Source organism: Pseudomonas citri (assembly GCF_025336485.1).
GTDB lineage: Bacteria > Pseudomonadota > Gammaproteobacteria > Pseudomonadales > Pseudomonadaceae > Aquipseudomonas > Aquipseudomonas citri.
Genome location: NZ_JAODAB010000001.1, coordinates 422,569 through 441,763, shown reverse-complemented (window position 1 = coordinate 441,763; position 19,195 = coordinate 422,569). Strand labels below are relative to the sequence as shown.

At 62.1% G+C, this 19,195-nt stretch carries 17 protein-coding genes; 4 read left to right on the top strand and 13 right to left on the bottom strand.

The genetic code is table 11. From position 1 onward, the window contains the following. Positions 1–6 precede the first annotated feature (6 nt). Both N4Q37_RS01990 and N4Q37_RS01985 read right to left on the bottom strand, forming a co-directional pair. Entirely contained in the window at positions 7–1,611 is a 1,605-nt protein-coding gene (locus N4Q37_RS01990) for a carboxyl transferase domain-containing protein (protein ID WP_260954836.1), read from the bottom strand. 97 nt (positions 1,612–1,708) lie between these two features. Further along, a complete protein-coding gene (locus N4Q37_RS01985) occupies positions 1,709–2,872 on the bottom strand; it encodes an isovaleryl-CoA dehydrogenase (protein WP_260954835.1) in 1,164 nt (387 codons plus the stop codon). Between the two features lie 248 nt (positions 2,873–3,120). On the opposite strand from N4Q37_RS01985, the gene N4Q37_RS01980 reads away from it, so the two are divergent. After that, on the top strand, positions 3,121–4,812 hold the full coding sequence (locus N4Q37_RS01980; RefSeq protein ID WP_260954834.1) for an AMP-binding protein: 1,692 nt from the start codon (positions 3,121–3,123) through the stop codon (positions 4,810–4,812). Positions 4,813–5,408: 596 nt separating this feature from the next. Here N4Q37_RS01980 and N4Q37_RS01975 read toward each other — a convergent pair. The 3 genes from N4Q37_RS01975 to N4Q37_RS01965 all read right to left on the bottom strand — a co-directional run bounded on the left by N4Q37_RS01975 (position 5,409) and on the right by N4Q37_RS01965 (position 7,782). Further along, positions 5,409–6,308, bottom strand: a complete 900-nt coding sequence (locus N4Q37_RS01975; RefSeq protein ID WP_260954833.1) for a hydroxymethylglutaryl-CoA lyase — start codon at positions 6,306–6,308, stop codon at positions 5,409–5,411. Positions 6,309–6,335: 27 nt separating this feature from the next. After that, positions 6,336–6,737, bottom strand: a complete 402-nt coding sequence (locus N4Q37_RS01970; RefSeq protein WP_260954831.1) for a MerR family transcriptional regulator — start codon at positions 6,735–6,737, stop codon at positions 6,336–6,338. 115 nt (positions 6,738–6,852) lie between these two features. Beyond that, positions 6,853–7,782, bottom strand: a complete 930-nt coding sequence (locus N4Q37_RS01965; RefSeq protein ID WP_260954829.1) for a LysR family transcriptional regulator — start codon at positions 7,780–7,782, stop codon at positions 6,853–6,855. A gap of 177 nt (positions 7,783–7,959) precedes the next feature. Here N4Q37_RS01965 and N4Q37_RS01960 point away from each other — a divergent pair, with 177 nt between their 5' ends. Continuing rightward, entirely contained in the window at positions 7,960–9,189 is a 1,230-nt protein-coding gene (locus N4Q37_RS01960; RefSeq protein ID WP_260954828.1) for an acyl-CoA dehydrogenase, read from the top strand. Positions 9,190–9,317: 128 nt separating this feature from the next. On the opposite strand, the gene N4Q37_RS01955 is transcribed toward N4Q37_RS01960, so the two are convergent. From N4Q37_RS01955 to N4Q37_RS01920, 8 genes are all read right to left on the bottom strand, one after another. Next, positions 9,318–10,187 carry an isocitrate lyase/PEP mutase family protein gene (locus tag N4Q37_RS01955; RefSeq protein WP_260954827.1) on the bottom strand — a complete coding sequence of 290 codons (870 nt, stop codon included), beginning with the start codon at positions 10,185–10,187 and terminating at the stop codon, positions 9,318–9,320. Positions 10,188–10,343: 156 nt separating this feature from the next. Beyond that, on the bottom strand, positions 10,344–11,375 hold the full coding sequence (astA, locus tag N4Q37_RS01950) for an arginine N-succinyltransferase (protein ID WP_260954826.1): 1,032 nt from the start codon (positions 11,373–11,375) through the stop codon (positions 10,344–10,346). Positions 11,376–11,433: 58 nt separating this feature from the next. Beyond that, positions 11,434–12,450: an arginine N-succinyltransferase gene (locus N4Q37_RS01945; RefSeq protein WP_260954825.1), complete on the bottom strand. Its 1,017-nt coding sequence runs from the start codon at positions 12,448–12,450 to the stop codon at positions 11,434–11,436. 86 nt (positions 12,451–12,536) lie between these two features. After that, positions 12,537–13,886 carry an APC family permease gene (locus N4Q37_RS01940; RefSeq protein WP_260954824.1) on the bottom strand — a complete coding sequence of 450 codons (1,350 nt, stop codon included), beginning with the start codon at positions 13,884–13,886 and terminating at the stop codon, positions 12,537–12,539. A 50-nt stretch (positions 13,887–13,936) separates the two neighbouring features. Further along, positions 13,937–14,689, bottom strand: a complete 753-nt coding sequence (locus tag N4Q37_RS01935) for an N-formylglutamate amidohydrolase (RefSeq protein WP_260954823.1) — start codon at positions 14,687–14,689, stop codon at positions 13,937–13,939. Beyond that, positions 14,673–16,025, bottom strand: coding sequence for a glutamine synthetase family protein (locus tag N4Q37_RS01930; RefSeq protein ID WP_260954822.1), 1,353 nt, complete (start codon positions 16,023–16,025; stop codon positions 14,673–14,675). The genes N4Q37_RS01935 and N4Q37_RS01930 overlap by 17 nt, the downstream gene beginning before the upstream one ends. Continuing rightward, on the bottom strand, positions 16,022–16,666 hold the full coding sequence (locus N4Q37_RS01925) for an isochorismatase family cysteine hydrolase (RefSeq protein ID WP_260954821.1): 645 nt from the start codon (positions 16,664–16,666) through the stop codon (positions 16,022–16,024). Before N4Q37_RS01925 ends, N4Q37_RS01930 begins: the two co-directional genes overlap by 4 nt. Positions 16,667–16,668: 2 nt before the next feature. After that, complete coding sequence (locus tag N4Q37_RS01920; protein WP_260954819.1) at positions 16,669–17,523, bottom strand: MurR/RpiR family transcriptional regulator; 855 nt, start codon at positions 17,521–17,523, stop codon at positions 16,669–16,671. 299 nt (positions 17,524–17,822) lie between these two features. Between N4Q37_RS01920 and N4Q37_RS01915 the strand changes: the two genes are divergently transcribed. Together N4Q37_RS01915 and cobF are read left to right on the top strand one after the other, a co-directional pair. Then, entirely contained in the window at positions 17,823–18,404 is a 582-nt protein-coding gene (locus N4Q37_RS01915; RefSeq protein WP_260954817.1) for a histidine phosphatase family protein, read from the top strand. Positions 18,405–18,409: 5 nt separating this feature from the next. Then, positions 18,410–19,171 carry a precorrin-6A synthase (deacetylating) gene (gene cobF / locus N4Q37_RS01910; protein WP_260954816.1) on the top strand — a complete coding sequence of 254 codons (762 nt, stop codon included), beginning with the start codon at positions 18,410–18,412 and terminating at the stop codon, positions 19,169–19,171. Positions 19,172–19,195 lie beyond the last annotated feature (24 nt).

The following is a 19,195-nucleotide window of genomic DNA, read 5'->3' as shown; positions in this document are numbered from 1 at the left end:
CCCCGGTTACATGCGGAACACGCCGAAGCGGCTCGGTTCGATGGGCGCGTTCAGTGCAGCGGACAAGGCCAGGCCCAGCACATCGCGGGTCTGCGCCGGATCGATCACGCCGTCGTCCCACAGCCTCGCGCTGGAATAGTAGGGGTGGCCCTGTTCTTCATACTGATCGAGGATCGGTTGCTTGATTTCAGCTTCCTGGGCAGGGCTGAAGGGATGGCCGCTGCGTTCGGCCTGTTCGCGCTTGACCTGCACCAGTACGCCGGCCGCCTGTTCGGCGCCCATCACGCCGATCCGCGCGTTGGGCCACATCCACAGGAATCGCGGATCATAGGCTCGTCCGCACATGCCGTAGTTACCGGCACCGAAACTGCCACCGATGATCACGGTGAATTTTGGCACCTTGGCGCACGCCACCGCGGTCACCAGTTTGGCGCCATGCTTGGCAATGCCACCGGCCTCGTACTTCTGGCCCACCATGAAACCGGTGATGTTTTGCAGGAACAGCAACGGGATACCGCGCTGGCAGGCCAGTTCGATGAAGTGCGCGCCTTTTTGTGCGGCCTCGGCGAACAGGATGCCGTTGTTGGCCAGGATCGCGATCGGGTAGCCGTGCAGATGTGCAAAGCCGCACACCAGCGTCGTCCCGAACAGCGCCTTGAACTCGTCGAACACCGAACCGTCCACCACCCGCGCAATCACTTCGCGCACATCGAATGGTTGCTTGGCGTCAGCCGAAACCACGCCGTACAGCTCGTCGCTTGAATACAGCGGGGCGATTGGCTGGCGTTGCTGCACCTCTCCGAGTTTGCGCCAATTGAGGTTGGCCACGCTGCGGCGGGCCAGGGCGAGGGCGTGTTCGTCGTTGTCGGCGTAATGGTCGGCAACACCGGAGATTTTGCAGTGCACATCGGCCCCGCCCAGGTCCTCGGCGCTGACCACCTCGCCGGTGGCGGCTTTTACCAGCGGCGGGCCGGCAAGGAAAATGGTCGCCTGCTGGCGGACCATGATCGCCTCGTCCGCCATGGCCGGTACGTAGGCGCCACCGGCGGTGCAGGAGCCCATGACCACGGCGATCTGCGGGATGCCCTGGGCGCTCATGTTGGCCTGGTTGAAGAAGATCCGGCCAAAGTGCTCACGGTCCGGGAACACTTCGTCCTGGCGCGGCAGGTTGGCACCGCCGGAGTCCACCAGGTAAATGCACGGCAGGCGATTCTGTTGGGCGATGGCCTGGGCACGCAGGTGTTTCTTCACCGTCAACGGATAGTAGGAGCCACCTTTGACCGTCGCGTCGTTGGCGACAATCATGCATTCGACGCCTTCCACGCGACCGATGCCGGCTATCACGCCGGCCGCGGGTACGTCTTCGCCATAGACTTCATGAGCGGCCAGCGGGCTGATCTCCAGGAACGGCGAACCGGGGTCGAGCAAGCGGTTGATGCGTTCGCGGGGCAGCAATTTGCCCCGCGAGGTGTGCCGTTCCTGGGCCTTGGGGCCGCCGCCCTGGCGGACTTGCGCGAGCAGGGTGCGCAGGGCCTCGACCTGTCCGAGCATCGCCTCGCGGTTGGCGATGAACTCCGGTGAACGCGGGTTGAGCTGGGTGTGCAGAATCATGGGCTACTCCGTAGCAGCTTTGAGCTTCAAGCCACAAGCTGCAAGCAGAGCGCAGTTCGCGTGCCGCTTGAAGCTTGTCGCGCGTAGCTGACGAAATTCATTTCGTTTCGTTGAACAGTTCGCGACCGATCAACATCCGACGGATCTCACTGGTGCCGGCACCAATTTCGTACAGCTTGGCGTCACGCAACAGACGACCGGCGGGGAATTCATTGATGTAGCCATTGCCGCCCAGGATCTGGATCGCGTCCAGGGCCATTTGCGTGGCGCGCTCGGCGGTGTAGAGGATCACCCCGGCGGCGTCCTTGCGCGTGGTTTCGCCGCGCTCGCAGGCCTGGGCGACGGCATACAGGTACGCGCGGCTGGCGTTGAGCTGGGTGTACATGTCGGCGACCTTGCCCTGGATCAGTTGGAATTCGCCGATGCTCTGGCCGAACTGTTTGCGGTCGTGAATGTAGGGCACGATCAGGTCCATACAGGCCTGCATGATCCCGGTCGGTCCGCCGGACAGGACCACGCGTTCGTAGTCGAGGCCGCTCATCAGGACTTTCACGCCGCCGTTGAGCACGCCCAGGATATTTTCTTCCGGTACTTCGACGTCATCGAAGAACAGCTCGCAGGTGTTGGAGCCGCGCATGCCGAGCTTGTCGAATTTGTTGCTGCGGCTGAAGCCTTTCCAGTCGCGCTCGACGATGAACGCGGTGATGCCGTGGGGCCCCTTGTCCAGGTCGGTCTTGGCGTAGATCACGTAGGTGTTGGCGTCGGGGCCGTTGGTGATCCAGGTCTTGCTGCCGTTAAGCACGAAATGGTCGCCACGTTTGTCGGCCCGCAGTTTCATCGAAACCACGTCGGAACCGGCATTCGGCTCGCTCATCGCCAGGGCGCCGATGTGTTCGCCGCTGATCAGCTTGGGCAGGTATTTGGTTTTCTGCTCGTGATTGCCGTTGCGGTTGATCTGGTTGACGCAGAGGTTGGAGTGCGCGCCATAGGAGAGAGCGACCGAGGCCGAGCCGCGGCTGATTTCTTCCATCGCCACCACGTGGGCCAGATAGCCCAGGCCGGCGCCGCCGTATTCTTCCGCTACGGTGATGCCCAGCAGACCCATGTCGCCGAACTTGCGCCACATGTCGGCGGGAAACAGGTTGTCGACGTCGATCTGTGCCGCCCGGGGCGCCAGTTCGGCCTTGACGAAGGCCTGCACCTGGTCGCGCAGCATGTCGATGGTTTCGCCGAGGGCAAAGTTCAGGGAGGGATAGCTCATGGGACACCTTTTGGCTTTTTTATCGGGCGTGAAGAGCGGCGGGATGGCTCTCACCTTTACGTTAACGTAAACCTGTGAAAGAGGGCTGTCAATCGACCTTTACGTTAACGTCAACTTAAGCCAGAGTAAGCCAGGCGCTGGCGGCGAGGTGGGAGCAAGCTTTGCTCTCACAGTTGCCTGGCAAGCTTCGACTCCATAGGTTTATCGCCAAGCGTAGCAACCCACTAATAAAGACAAGAGGGGGCGTCATGGATCAATCCGGTTCACATCCGCAGCTCAGCTACACCCGAGGTTCCCAGGCCAAGGCCTTGCTGACACAGACCATCGGCCAGGCTTTCGACCAGACTGTGGCCCGCTATCCCGATGGCGAAGCGTTGGTGGTTTGCCATCAGTCGCTGCGTTACACCTGGGACCAATTGGCCGAAGCCGTGGACTTGCACGCCCGCGCCTTGCTGGCGTTGGGCCTGAAAACCGGCGACCGCCTCGGCGTGTGGGCGCCGAACTGCGCACAGTGGTGCATCAGCCAGTTTGCCAGCGCGAAGCTCGGTGTGATCCTGGTCAACATCAATCCGGCCTATCGCGTCTCGGAACTCGAATACGTGTTGACGCAATCCGGCTGCCAATGGCTGGTATGTGCCGGAGCGTTCAAGACTTCAGATTATCACGCCATGTTGCAGGCGCTGGCGCCGGAGTTGGCGCAACAGTCGATCGGTCACCTGCAAAGCGAGCGCTTGCCGGATTTGCGCGGTGTGATCAGCCTCGACCCCCAGCCGCCGTCAGGCTTTTTGCCCTGGTCGCAACTGGGCGCCTTGGCTGCGGCGGTGACACCGCAGCAGCTGGCCGAGTGCCAGGCCAGTCTGTCTTCCGATCAACCGGTGAACATCCAGTACACCTCCGGCACCACCGGCTTCCCCAAAGGCGCAACCCTCAGCCATCACAACATTCTCAATAACGGTTACATGGTCGGCGAAAGCCTGGGCCTGACGGCAGGAGACCGGCTGGTGATCCCGGTGCCGCTCTACCATTGCTTCGGCATGGTCATGGGCAACCTGGGCTGCATGACCCATGGCAGCACCATGATCTACCCCAACGACGCCTTCGATCCGTTGCTCACGCTAAAAGCCGTGGCCGAGGAAAAAGCCACTGCGCTGTATGGCGTACCCACCATGTTCATCGCCGTGCTGGACCAGCCGCAGCGGGGCGATTTCGATGTGTCCAGCCTGCGTACCGGGATCATGGCCGGGGCCACTTGCCCCATCGAGGTGATGCGACGGGTCATCCATGAAATGCACATGGCCGAAGTGCAGATTGCCTACGGCATGACGGAAACCAGCCCGGTGTCGTTGCAGACCGGTCCGGCAGACGAACTGGAGTTGCGCGTGACCACTGTGGGTCGCACCCAGCCGCAACTGGAAAGCAAGGTGATCGATGAGGCGGGCAACATCGCCCCGCGAGGTGCTGTCGGTGAGCTGTGTACCCGCGGCTACAGCGTGATGCTTGGCTACTGGAACGACCCCAAGGGCACGGCCGATGCCATCGACCCGGAAGGCTGGATGCACACCGGCGACTTGGCGACCATGGACGCGCAGGGTTACGTGTGTATCGTCGGGCGCAACAAGGACATGATCATCCGAGGTGGTGAGAATATTTACCCACGAGAGTTGGAGGAGTTCTTCTTTACCCACCCGGCAGTGGCGGATGTGCAAGTGATCGGCGTCCCGTGTACACGCTACGGCGAAGAAATCGTTGCCTGGATCAAGTTCCACCCTGGCCACAGCGCCACCGAGCAAGAACTGCAAGCCTGGTGCAAGGACCGCATCGCCCACTTCAAGACGCCGCGTCATTTCAAATTCGTCGAAGACTTTCCCATGACGGTCACTGGCAAGATCCAGAAATTCCGCATGCGTGAGATCAGCATCGAAGAACTGCGCGATCAATAGGACTCACCACAACACTGGTAGGGGCGAGCAGGCTCGCTCCCACCAAAAAGCCAAACACCAGACAGCACAAAGGGGAGCCGAAGCTCCCCTTTAATTTTGTCGTCGCGTGCTCTTTTTTTATTATTGAGGGGCGGCCTGTTGTTGTTTTTGGCAGCCGTGGCCCTTTACCGCTGTTTTTGGCGATCCCCATCCGGGATCAAGAGCAAACGTATTTTTTTGAGCGCTGATCTGCTTTTTCGCTTTGCGATCCAACCGATTCGGGCGCTACCTGGAGGTAGTTTTATTGTTCTCTGCCCGGTTGCGGGTCACTCCTGGGAGCACCCTGAAAAGCACATCTTCTCCAAAAAAATCTGTTAGCTGCGTCTCTGCCGTGTTGTTTTTGTTATGCCAGAGTCGTTACGTCTTGTTTTTATTGGGTTTGTCGCTTTTTTTTATTCTTGTTGTGCCAGAGATATAGCAGGCGGCGTGCCAACTTTTAAAAATCCTTATAAATCAATCTGTTGAGTTTTATGGCTGAAAATCAAGCGGCCGCAATCCCGAAAAATTGTTTCCGTGTTACTCGTTTCACCTGCGTTACATGGGGCGCGGTAACACCCTTATTGCGCACTGCGCGCCTTGGCGACCCGCGAGCCGGTCGGACGCCCCAGCACGTCGCAGATCTGCCGACCCGCGGCGATCAGCGCGTCCAGGTCGACACCGGTCTCGATACCCAGGCCGTTGAGCAGGTACAACACGTCTTCGGTGGCAACGTTCCCGCTGGCGCCCTTGGCGTAGGGGCAGCCGCCGAGGCCGGCAATCGAGCTGTCGAATACTGCGATACCTTCCAGCAGGCTGGCATACACGTTGGCCATGGCCTGGCCATAAGTGTCGTGGAAATGTCCTGCCAGCTTGTCGCGGGGGACTTGCGCCGAAACCACTTCGAACATTTTGCGCGTGGCACCGGCGGTACCGGTGCCGATGGTGTCCCCCAGGGACACTTCATAACAGCCCATGGCATACAGTTCGCGGGCGACCCACGCCACTTGCTCGGGCTTAACGTCGCCTTCGTACGGACAACCCAATACGCAGGATACGTAGCCTCGCACGCTGACACCGTGTTGCCTGGCCGCGTCCATGATCGGCACGAAGCGCTCCAGGCTGTCCTGGATAGAACAGTTGATGTTGCGTTGGGAGAACGCTTCGGACGCAGCGGCGAACACCGCCACTTCTTTTACGCCCGCCGCCAGCGCGTCTTCAAAACCCCGCAGGTTGGGTGCCAGGGCGCCATAGGTCACGCCAGGCTTGCGCTGGATCTGCGCGAACACCTCGGCGGAGCCGGCCATCTGCGGCACCCACTTGGGCGAGACGAAACTACCGACTTCGATGTAGCCCAGGCCGGCGGCGCTCAAGGCATCCACCAGGCGCACCTTGTCGGCGACGCTGATGGGCTGTGCTTCGTTCTGCAACCCATCGCGAGGGCCGACTTCGATCAAGCGTACAAAGGAGGGAAGGGGCATGGGGAGTTGACCTGTAGTAGTGGATCGTTATTGGACGCTGTCCTGGCCCTTGAGCGTCTGCTCCAGCGCCTGGATGCAGCGCTCTTCGGCGGTGTCGAGTTCCAGCTTCATCTGTTCGATGTCCAGCAGTTGCTGTTCGAGCTGCTCGCGCCGTTCGGCGATTTTCGCCAGCATGCTGTGCAGTTGTTTCTGATTGCCACTGGAAGGGTCGTAGAGTTCGATCAGTTCGCGGCACTCGGCCAGGGAAAAACCAATGCGCTTGCCGCGCAGGATCAGCTTCAGGCTGACCTTGTCCCGTGGTGAATAAATGCGTTCCTGGCCTCGTCGTTCCGGGCTCAACAAGCCTTGTTCTTCATAGAAGCGAATGGCCCGGGTGGTGATGTCCAGTTCGCGGGCGAGGTCGGAGATGCTGTAGGTCTGGCTGCTCATGGAAGCGCTCGAAACGAAAGGGGCTGGCGCTAAGCTAAAGGCAGGTTGACGTGCACGTCAAGCAACGGAGCTGCGTAGAGATCCTGTGGGAGCCAGCTCCCACAGGATTCATCGTCTAAACCTTCTCGAGCTTCTTCTCATGGGCTGTCACCTGTTGGCAGAGCTCGATCATCTGCTCGCGCATCCAGCGGTTGGCCGGGTCCTGGTCGGTGCTTTCATGCCAGTAGAGATGGGTTTCCACCGGTGGCACATCGTTGACCGGCAGTGAAAAGGCATGCAGGTCGTGGCGACGCGCAAAGCGCTCGGGCACAGTCATGACCATGTCGGTTTGCTGCAGCACCTGGGATGCCATCAGGTAATGCTGGGAGCGCAGGGCGATCTTGCGCTGGATGCCCATCTTGCCCAACGCCAGGTCCACGTAGCCCAGGCCGTTGCGGCGGCTGGAGATGTGCACGTGGGTCTGGGCCAGGTAGTCATCGAGGTTGATTTTTTCCTTGCCCGCCAATGGATGGCCTTTGCGCATGGCGCACACGTAGCGGTCTTCCATCAACTTGACGTGACGCACTTGCGGGTCGGTGTTGAGGGGGGCGTCCACGGCGAAATCGAGGCGGCCGGCGGCCAGTTCCTTGGTGGTTTCCCGGCGCTTGGACAGGAAACTTTCGATCGCCACGGTCGGCGCCAGGCGACGCAGGCGCTGGAACAGCGGCGGCAGGATCACACCTTCGGTGAGGTCGGTCATGCTGATGCGGTAGGTCTTGACCGCTTGCAACGGGTTGAAGATCCGACTTTCCTGGACTGACACCCGCAGCAGCGACAAGGCGTTGCGCACCGGCCCGATGATGTTCTGGGCCATGGGCGTGGGCACCATGCCTTGGGCGGTACGCACGAACAACGGGTCGTTGAAGGTTTCGCGCAGACGCGCCAGGGCGTTGGACACGGCCGGTTGAGTGATGCCGACGATCTGTCCGGCGCGGGTCAGGTTGGCTTCGGTGTAGATCGCGTCGAAGACAATGAAAAGGTTGAGATCGACCTTGCTCAGATTCATGGCGCTGCACTCTTGTTCTTGGGCTTGTTATGAGGTGCCGGGTGGCGATGCGAATCAGTGAAACATATATCGGTGATGAATGTTAATACACGCCGAGAATAGGTTAGGTAAATTTTCGTAGCTGAACTAGCATCGATTCCATGACCAAAACCAACCTCTGCCAAGAAGGTGCTGCCGATGGATTTTGCCTACTCCCCCAAGGTTCAGGAACTGCGTGAACGCGTCACGGCGTTCATGGATGCCCATGTCTACCCGGCCGAAGCGGTGTTCGAGCGGCAAGTGGCCGAAGGCGACCGTTGGCAACCCACGGCCATCATGGAAGAGCTCAAGGTGAAGGCCAAGGCGGAAGGTCTTTGGAATTTGTTTCTGCCTGAGTCCGAACTGGGGGCAGGGCTGACCAACCTGGAGTACGCGCCGTTGGCGGAGATCATGGGCCGTTCGCTGCTGGGGCCCGAGCCGTTCAATTGCTCGGCGCCAGACACCGGCAACATGGAAGTGCTGGTGCGCTACGCCAATGAAGAACAAAAGCAGCGTTGGCTCGAGCCGCTATTGCGCGGCGAGATTCGCTCGGCCTTTGCCATGACCGAGCCGGACGTGGCCTCTTCGGACGCCACCAACATGGCCGCCCGTGCCGAGCGTGACGGCGACCAGTGGGTGATCAACGGCAAGAAGTGGTGGACGTCCGGCGCCTGCGATCCGCGCTGCAAGATCCTGATCTTCATGGGCCTGAGCAACCCGGATGCGCCGCGCCATGCCCAGCATTCGATGATCCTGGTACCGGTGGACACCCCCGGGGTCAAGATCGTCCGGCCACTGCCGGTGTTCGGCTACGACGATGCGCCGCACGGCCATGCCGAGGTGCTGTTCGACAACGTGCGGGTGCCTTACGAGAATGTCCTGTTGGGTGAAGGGCGCGGTTTTGAAATCGCCCAGGGTCGTCTCGGCCCGGGCCGGATTCATCACTGCATGCGTTCCATTGGCATGGCCGAGCGTGCGTTGGAGTTGATGTGCAAGCGTGCGGTCAGCCGCACCGCGTTCGGCCAGCCGTTGGCGCGCCTGGGCGGTAACGTCGACAAGATTGCCGACTCGCGGATGGAGATCGACATGGCGCGTCTGCTGACGTTGAAGGCGGCGTACATGATGGACACCGTCGGCAACAAGGTGGCGAAAAGCGAAATCGCCCAGATCAAGGTCGTCGCGCCGAACGTGGCCCTGAAGGTCATCGACCGGGCGATCCAGATCCACGGCGGGGCGGGAGTCTCCAATGATTTCCCGCTGGCCTACATGTACGCCATGCAACGTACCTTGCGCCTGGCCGACGGGCCGGATGAAGTCCATCGTGCCGCGATCGGCAAGTTCGAGATCGGCAAGTACGTGCCGCGGGAGATGCTGCGCAGCGGGCGCTGAGGGCGCGTTTCACCTTGCCTGTGGACTCTGTGGGAGCCAAGCTTGCTCGCGATGATGGCGGTACATTCAACCTCACTGCAGGCTGATACACCGTTATCGCGAGCAAGCTTGGCTCCCACAAGGAACGTTCACTCCTTGACGCTCATGTACTCCTCGGCCCAGCGGATGTATTCCTCAGGCTGGGTGTAGGTGTGGGTCAGTTCGGTGGCGCTGAGGTCCGATGCCTGGGTGAAGATCTGCCGTTGTTCGCGCAGGCTGTCGTAGGTGGCCTTGATCGCCGCGAAGTAGGCGCCGTGGCCGTCGATGGTCACTCTCACACCCAGTTCGGCCAGGCGTTTGTCGTCGCGCAGCAAGGGGTTGCCATAGGTGACCAGCATCAACGGCACCGTCAGGTTCTCGCTGATCTGCTCCAGGTGCTCGAAGTTTTGCACGCCTACCATGCAAATCCCGTCCGCGCCGGCACGTTCGTATTGCCGGGTTCGGCTGATGATTTCCTGGACGGGCAAGATCCCGGCATTGGTCCGCGCAATGATCGCCATTTCCGGATCGACCCGCGCCTCCAGCGCTGCGCGAATCTTGCCGACGCCTTCGGAGACGCTGATCAGGTCGGTGGATTTACGCCCGAACTGGGCGGGCAGCAAGGTGTCCTCGATGGTCAACGCGGCCACGCCGGCACGTTCCAGTTCGATGATGGTGCGCATCACGTTCAGGGCGTTGCCGTAGCCGTGGTCGGCATCGGCGATCACCGGCAACTGGGCGACGCGACCGATGCGGGTGGCCTGTTCGGCGAACTCGCTGAGGGTGATCAGGGCAAAGTCCGGGGCCCCCAATACTTGCAACGACGCGACCGAGCCTCCCAGGATCCCCACTTCAAAACCCAGGTCGGCGGCAATGCGCGCCGACATCGGGTCGAACACGGAGGCGGTGTGATAGCAGGAGTCGGACGCCAGCAATTGGCGAAAGCTACGGCGCAAATCTTGATGGGAAAGCCTGGACATGTGAGTTCCACCAATGGAATGGAAAGGCTTGAGCAAAGGTGTCAACGCCGAAGGTAGCAAAGGCTATCACGGGCAACAGACAAGAATGATGACGAATGCGCATGGGCGATGCCGGCTGCGCATCATCCATTGGCCACTCGACGTTTCGTACACAGCCTAGGCGGCTATGGGGCGACCATGTCTGAGCAACGGCACGGCGCGAATCGTGTCCCCCGGTTGCACTTGCAGGCGCATGGCGGTGTAGCGGTCGACGAGCAGATCCTGGCCATGTTGGTGGGCCCGGGCGCTGGTGACGCGGCAGTTTTCCAGGCGCCGGTTGTGGATCAGCCACACCGGGGCCTGTTCATCCGGAGTGCCAATGGCCAGGACCAGCGACTGGCTGTCGCGCACCGTGCGGATCTTTGCCACCGGCGCCTCGATCACCGGGCCGGCGTCGAAGATGTCGACGTAGCCTCTGTGGCTGAAACCCTCGGCGCCGAGAATCTTCATGGCCGGTTCGACATTGGGGTGGGCCTTGCCGATCACGGCCTGGGCCTGTTCGGTGAGCAGGCAGGTATACAGCGGTTGGCGTGGCATCAGTTCGGCGATGGCCGGTTTGTTGCCCATGCTCGATAACTGGTCGGCGTAGCTGAAATCCTTCCTGAAAAAGTGTCGCCCCAGGCTGTCCCAGAACGGTGAGCAACCTTGTGCATCGGCGTGGCCGCGCAGTTCGGCAATCAGTTTTTCGCCGAACAGTTGGGAGAATTCCGCCACGAACAGCAAGCGCGCCAGGGACAGCAGGCGTCCGTTATGGCCTCGGCGTTGCTCGGGATGCAGGAACAATGAGCAGACTTCCGATTGCCCGGTCATCTCGTTGTTGAGAAACAGCGTCGGGATCTGCCGGCGGATGCCCAGTTGCGGTGCCGAGCTGACGGTGACCCCGACCCGATAGTTGTACCAGGGCTCGCGCAGCCCCACCGCCCCGGTCAGCGCACTGACTCCGATCACTCGGTGCTCCCGGTCCTCGAGCACGAACAGGTAATCGGCATCGGCGCGTTCGACCTGCCCGGAGAAGGTGCGCTGGGCCCAGCGCACCCGATGGGCAAGGCGTTCCTCGTTGACCGGCAGGCTGGTGAAACCGGGACCTGCGCACCGGGTGAGGTCCAGCAACGCGGGCAGGTCGCTGATGGCGACCGGACGGACGATCATGTGGCGGCTCCTTCATCGTGTTGGCCCGACGGACAGGGCATGCGCCATGGGGTGGTCTTCATAAAGCCACCATCCGGATCCGGTCGCCGTCCCCGACCTCCAGCGCGATCAGCAGATCAGGCGTCAGACCCACGGGCCCTTCGGCGGGAACGTCCAGTTCGGCGACCACGGCGCGGAAGTTGTGCAGGCCGTCGTTGCTCACCAGGTAGCGGCCCCGGGCGTCGATCTGCCGGCTGGGTCGGACCGTCGCCAGGCGGCTGTGGCGGACGGAACGGATGCACGCGGTTCGGGCGTGCAAGGTCGGGCCGCCATCGAAAATATCGACATAGTTGTGGGGTTCGAAGCCCTCGCGCACGAGGATGTCGAAGGTTTCCTGGACGCCAGGATGCACTTGGCCGATGCAGGCCCGGGCGGCTGGTGGCAGCATCGGTACGTAGATCGGGTATTGGGGCATCAGTTCGGCGAGAAAGGACCGGCTCTGCAAACCGCGCAGGCGTTCGGCTTCGGCGTAGGGCAGGTCGAAGAAATGCTGGCCGACAGCGTCCCAGAAGGGCGACTGGTTGTCCTCGTTGCTGAAACCGACGATTTCAGCGATGACCGATTTGGCAAAGCGCTGGGGGTGGGCGGCGATGAATAGCAATCGGGCGCGGGACAGCAACTCCGACGCCGACGTGCGCGCCCGCCCGGCATCGATGTGAAAGCCGCGCAGCAGCGTCTGGCCGGCGAGGTCCTGGCACAGCGACAGCGCAGGCACGCCGTGCTGGATATTCAGCTCCCGGGATGCGCTGGAAAACGGTCGGTTGCGCAGGCTGTAGAACGGTTCGTCGTAACCGGTGCAGGCGAGGATCTGCGAACAGCCTGCCAGGCGTCCCGATACCAGGTCCTGGAGGACGAACACATAGCGTTCTCCGCCCGGGCTTTGCACATTGGCCTGGAGCGCGGCGCACGAGGCGAGGATCTTTTCCCGCAGGTCCGCGCTGTCGTCCGCCAGCGAAGCGACACCCACCAGGCTGTCACGGGCCAGTTGTTGCAGTTGCGGCAGATCGGTGGGTTGGACTGGTCGTAAGGCCAGCATGGATAACACTCCTGTTCCATGACAATCACTGTCGATAGCCTCGCGTCGTCGCGATGGCTGGCCGATCCTTCGGCCTGCCAGCCTTCTTATTGTCCGGCTGGGTCGGGCAGGGCAGCGCCGGCGCCGAACTTGTTGAGCACACACAGATAGATCACGCCGGCGGCCATCCAGACCAGGCCGAGTTTCTGTGCATCCACGCCCATGTTGTACATGATGGCGGCGACGATGCCGAAGCCGACCAGCGGGCAGATCAGGTGGCGGATCACCCGACCGGAGCGCTGGCGGCGCCAGTAATGGTTGATCACCGTTATGTGCAGCAACATGAAACCGCTCAGGGCGCCGAAGTTGACCAGGGAGGTGAGGGTATCCACGGCGTCGATGAACAGGTAGCAGATCAACAGCGACAGCACGGCGACCAGGTAGATGCTCCAGTACGGGGTGTTGTGGCGTGGATGGACCTTGGCCAGTGCCTTGGGCAACTTGCCGTCCCGGGCCATGCCGAACAACAGGCGCGACACCGCCGCTTGGGAGGTGATTGCCACGGCCACGCCCCAGGACAATGCCGTGGCGACCGCGGTCAGGGTCGCCAGCCAGTTGCCACCCGCCCGCTCGGCGATTTCATAGAATGCCGTGTCGGCGGACTTGAAACCCATGCCGGCCGCCAGGTCGCTGGCGATCCAGGTCTGCACCACGAATATCCCGCCCATTACCAGCAAGGTCACCAGCGCCGCTTTACCGACGCTGCGACCTGGGTCGCCTTTGATTTCTTCGGCCAGGGTGGAAATCGCATCGAACCCCAGGAACGACAACACGGCGATCGACACCGCTTGCATCAACAGCGCGAAGTTGAAGTGCTCGGCGCTGTACAGCGGTGCCAGGGTCAGTTGGCCGTTGCCCGCGCCGTCGTGCAGGGCATTCCAGGCGTAGGACAGGAAGATCCCCAGCACCACCAGTTGCGCCAGCAGGAAGAGGATGTTCATCCGTGCCGTGAAGGTGATTCCCCTCAGGTTCACAAAGGTCGCGCTCAACAGGAACGCCAGGATGAAACCAACCTTGGGGATGTCCGGATACAGGTGATTGAGCGCCATGGCGGCGTAGACGTACAACAGCGGCGGGATCAGCAGGTAGTCCAGCAGCATCAGCCAGCCGGCGAGGAACCCGACATGCGGGTCAAGGCCTCGCTGGGCGTAGGAATAGACTGAACCGGCGACCGGGAATGCCCGGGCCATGCTGCCGTAGCTCAGCGCGGTGAACAGCATCGCCACCATGCCGATGAGGTACGCCAGCGGCACCATCCCCGACGCCTCGGCGTTCACGTAGCCATAGACGCCGAACGGTGCGATGGGAATCATGAAAATCATCCCGTACACCACCAGGTCTGTCAGCGACAGGCTGCGTCGCAATTCCTGTTTGTAACCAAATGCCTCGATGCTCATGAGCCGTTTTCCTTTTCAGCTGTTTGTAGTTGTTGTTCGTCGCTGCCGCTCTACAGCAACGGTGCCAGGTAGGCGCTCCAGGTTCGTGCCGCTTCGGGAGTGCGCAGCTGGTCGTTACGTACTTCGATCAACACCGAATCCAGGCCCCGTGCATCGCCGTGCACCGGGACGGTCATGTCCGTCAGTGGGTTGATCTTGTAGGGTTGGTTGCCCGCCACCCGCAGCGAATGCCGGCTCAGCCCATCGACGATGCGCTGCGCATAATCCTTGGCCTCGCCGAACAGCACGCCAGCCTCCAGAGCGCGTGGCTGGCCGTAGAACACCGGGGTGAAACTGTGGATGCCCACCACGCGCACCGGTCGATCGGCTGCCAGGCGCTGGTCGATCAGTGCCTGCAGTCGATCATGGAAGGGATGAAACAGGCATTGCTGGCGGTACGCGCGCGTGGCCTCATCCAGATCGTGGTTGCCCGGCACTTGGTAGATCTCGCTCTGGGCCGGGATGCTGTCCGGCACGTGGAGCGGGCGGTTGAGATCGATCAGCAGCCGCGAATAATTGGCCGACAGCAACGTCGCGCCCAAGGTCTCGGACAGGCGTTCGGCCAGGACGTGGGCGCCGATGTCCCAGGCGATGTGTTCCTGCGCGGCGGTCTCGTCCAGGCCCAGGTCGTTCAGCGCACTGGGAATACGGCGGCTGGCGTGTTCGCAGACCAGTATCAGCGGGTGTTCGGAATCTTCCCGGACCAACCGGTAAGCCGGTTCGGTGTAGAGCCCTGTTTCAGCACATTCAATAAATTCGCGCATAGTGCTCGCAACGCTCGGCAGGTGACAGTGCCTCGGTCAAGGCCAGCTCCTGGGCCTTCAAGGCAAAGTAGGTGTTGACCAGTGGGCCGGGCAGGGCTTCCAGCAAGGCCCCGCTTTGGCGCAGGCAATCCAGGGCCTGGGCCAGCGTGGTCGGCAAGGCAATGATGCCGCGGGCCTGGCGTTGCGCCTCGTCCAACTCATCGGGTACTTCACGAGTGACCGCGTTCAGCGTCATTCGTTGCTCGATGCCCAGTCGTCCGGCGATCAGCAGTGCGGCCATCGCCAGGTGTGGCGAGGCGGTGGCGTCCATGGCGCGAAACTCCAGGTTGTACTGGGCCGCTATCGGCTTGCCGCTCAGACTCACGGTGGGGCAGACGCGCAACGCCGCTTCGCGGTTGCGGTGTCCCAGGCACGCATAGGAGGCGCTCCAGTGATGGGGTTGCAGGCGCTCGTAGGACACCGGCGTCGGCGCGCTCAGCGCGCACAGCGCCGGTAGATAATGCAGCACACCGGCAGCCCAGTGTTGGCCGAGGCTGGACAAACCGTTGGCATCGTCGCTGTCGTGGAGCACGGGCGCGCCCTCGAGGTCTTGCAGGCTCAGGTGCAGGTGCACACCGTTGCACACGGCGTTTTCCGCCGTCTTGGGCGCGAAGCTGGCATTCAGGCCCATTTGTCGGGCAATCTCGCGGGTGATTTCCCGCACGTTCACCGCGCGGTCGGCGGCCGCCACGCCGAGGCTCGGACGGCAGGTGATTTCATATTGGTGCTGGCCGTATTCGGGCAAGAACATTTCCGGTTCGACGCCGCCGGCCCGCAGGGCGCCGAGCAACCATCCGGCGAACCCGGCCTGCCGACGCTGGGCCTGGAGGCTGAAGGCCAGCCGATCGGGTTGGACGGTGGTGGCGGTGAGGGTCAATTCATGTTCGAACGCGGCGAACACCTGCAAGCCCAGTTCGGCGCGATAACGCTCCAGTTCGTCGTGCAGCAGCGTGCGCGGGCAAGCGCTCCACGGGCGGCCGTCGGTTTCCCGGATGTCACAGTGGATGTAATCCAGCGCGGGCGCCTGGGGATCGGGACCATTGTCGAGGGTGACCCGGCTGGACAGGTCCGGCACCAGCCGCAAGTCGCCATAGGCGCCCCAAGGGTTGGATGCCGCAATGCTGTCCTGAGGCGTCAGCGCGCTGTTGGCCGGCACCCAGCCACAACCGGCACTGACGTAATGGGACAGTTCATCGCTGGGAAACGAGCGGCCGCGGGTCACGCCAATCAGGTCGGTGCAGACCAGGGTGGTCAGCGGCAGTGGTGCCACGGGGGTTGTGGTATCAGGACGGCTCACGGCTGCATCTCCAGCAAACGACCGAGGACGGTCTCGGTGTCGGTGATCCAGCAGTAGCCCTTGATCGCATTCAGGCAGGCCAGGTGACGTTGTTCGGTGTAAGTGGCGCAGGCGTCTTCGACGAGCGTGACCAGGTAGCCGCGGTCGGCGGCATCGCGCACGGCCATGTCGACGCATTGGTCGGTGACGATGCCGGCGACGATCAGGTGACGGGTCTGCAGGTTGCGCAACACGTAGTCGATATTGGTGGAGTTGAAGACCCCCGAGGACGTCTTGGGCAGCACGATTTCGTTTTCCAGCGGCGTCAGCTCGGCGATGATCTGCGCCTCGGGGCTGCCCTTGGGCAAATGCATGTTCGACAGTTTGTGGTCCAGGGAACGGTCGCGGCCATCGGCGGTGAGGCTCTCGATGTGGGTATGCAACACGTTGTGCCGTGTCGCACGCATCGCATTGAGCAAACGTTGCTGGTTGGGAATGACCTGCTGGTGGGCGCGACGCATGAAGTATCCGGCCTCGGCAGTGCCCAGGTGGGCATCGAACCGGGCCTCCAGCCAGGCACGTTGCATGTCCACCAGCAACAAGGCCGTGTGGTCATGGGTAAACGGCAAGTCCCGGGGCGAGTGGTGGGGGAGCGAGAACATCCTTATTTTTCCTCCAGCAGGTGCGTGTTGAATTCCGTACGCAGGGTGTCGATGCCTTCCAGGCGTTCGGCCAGCTCAGGGCATTGCGGTGCCAGGCAAGCGATCAGCGCTTCGACCTGGGCCAATGCCGGGACCAGGCTGTCGAAGGCCGACGTCGACTCCACCGGGGCGCTGATGATCAGGTCGGCCAGCTCACGCAGTGGCGAGGCGTAGACGTCGCTGAACAGCACCACCCGGGCGTGACGCGCCTTGGCTGCGCTGGCCACGCGCAAGGCCTGGGCCTGGTAGCGCCGATAGTCGAAGATCAGCACCACGTCCTGGCGCTGCACATCGAACAGCCGGTCGGGCAATTGGGCATTGTCTTCCAGGACAAAGCAGCCGGCGCGCAACAGGCGCAGATGGTTGAGCAGGTACTGGGCCAGGAAGTTGCTGAAACGCCCGCCAAAGCAATGGACCTGGTGGCGACTGTCGAGCAGCCATTGCACGAGAACGCGTACGTCTTCGGGTTGGGTCAGGGCCTGGGTGTCGATGAGGTTCCGTTGGCTGGCGGCCAGGTACTGGCTCCAGGTGTCGCCCTGCGGCAGTTTTGCCCGCGGTTTCAGCAGGGTGCGGGGCGAACTCAGGCGATGGTCCATGTCACTGAGCAATGCTTCCTGGAATTCGGCGTAGCCGCCAAAGCCCAGTTTTTTCACCAGCCGTACGATGGTCGGGTCGCTGACACCAGCATGGTCCGCCAGGCGCGACATCGGGCCCAGGCCGTTGCGGGGATAGTGGTCGAGCAGGGCGCGAACGACCTTGCGTTCCGATGGCGTCAAGTCCAGGCCGGGATCGGTGATCAGGTCTCTGAGGGGTGGCATCCATGCTCCTTGCCTGGATGAGTGTTTGATTTCTTTCATAACCTCTGAAAGGAGTATTTATGTAGCGTGCGCTACATGTCCAGCGATTTTTTCCTCCGTTTAGAATGCTCGAAAATGGTGCGAAACCCCTGTAGGACTTGGCTTTGCGGATGTCAGATGGGTAGGTCAGTCGATAGCGCGCGACGGTGTCAGACATAACGTCTTTTTGTATCAGTTATTTGATCTCATATAAGGTGCTGTACAGGTAAAGCCATGAATATCGCCCTGGCGAAACCGTTCAATCCCCATGGGAGTCCTACGTGCAAGCCACCCGTTTAACCTTGATCTGTCACGCCCGCACCGTTGCCCAGAAACGGGTGTGCTTCGGGCTGGAGGAGCCCGTGGACGCCAACTGGCTGGCGCAGCGCCCGGACGTCGGCCCGCAGGTCAGGCATCGCTACCGCAACGTCCGGCAGTTGCTCTGCGGGCCGGAGTTGCGTACTCGCCAGACTGCCGCGCTGTTCGGTGCCCACCCCGAGGTGATCCAGGCCCTGGCCGATTGCGATTTCGGACGCTGGCGCGGGTTGTCCCTCGACGAGGTGCTCAAGGCCGAACCGCAAGCCGTGCAAGCCTGGCTCGACGACCCCGACGCGGCCCCTCATGGCGGCGAGTCCGTGGCCGGGTTGTGTCGCCGTATCGGCGCTTGGCTGGCAAGCCTGCAAGAGCAGCCCGGCCATTGGCTGGCGGTCACGCATCCCTTTGTGATCCGCGCGGCCCTGGTGAATGTCCTGGACTGCCCGGCGGCGACATTCAACCGCCTCGACATCGAGCCGCTGTCCGCCGTCGAGCTGCGTTTCAACGGGGTATGGCGATTGCGCACCCAGGCATTGGGGCAGGAGTGACCGGCATGAAAACGCTACTCGTCATCGGCATCGGTGCCGGCGATCCGGACTACCTGACCCTGCAGGCGGTCAAGGCGCTGAACCGGGTGGATGTGTTCTTTCTCATGGACAAGGGACCGGCCAAGCACAAGCTGTTGGACCTGCGCCGCGAAATCTGCCAACGCTACATCGTTGATCGCACGTACCGTTTCGTCGAAGCCGACAGCCCTGAGCGCCAGCGCGGCGATCAGGCCTATGCGGCCACGGTCGAGGACCTGAACCTGGCGAAGCAGGCCACCTTCGAACGGTTGATCAATGAGCAATTATCCGACGGCCAGTGTGGCGGTTTTCTGGTGTGGGGCGATCCGGCGTTGTACGACAGCACCGTGCGCATCCTCCAGGCCATTCTCGAAGCGGGCCGTTGCGCGCCCTTCGAGTTCGAGGTCATCCCCGGCATCACCAGCGTCCAGGCCCTGGCGGCGCGCCACAAAGTGCCGTTGAACAGCATCGGTGGTTCGCTGGAAATCACCACGGGGCGCCGTCTGGCGGCGGGGCAGGTGGGGGATGCGGACAGTGTGGTGGTGATGCTCGACGCCGAGGATGCGTATCGTCAGGTTGGCGATCCGGATACCCGGATCTACTGGGGCGCCTATGTGGGCACGCCGGATGAAATCCTGATCGAGGGCCGGCTGGCGGATGTCGCCGATGACATCGAGCGCACCCGCAAGGCCGCGCGAAAGGCCAATGGTTGGATCATGGATACTTATTTGTTACGCAAGCCTCGATAAAAATCTGTGCATACGTACCGATTT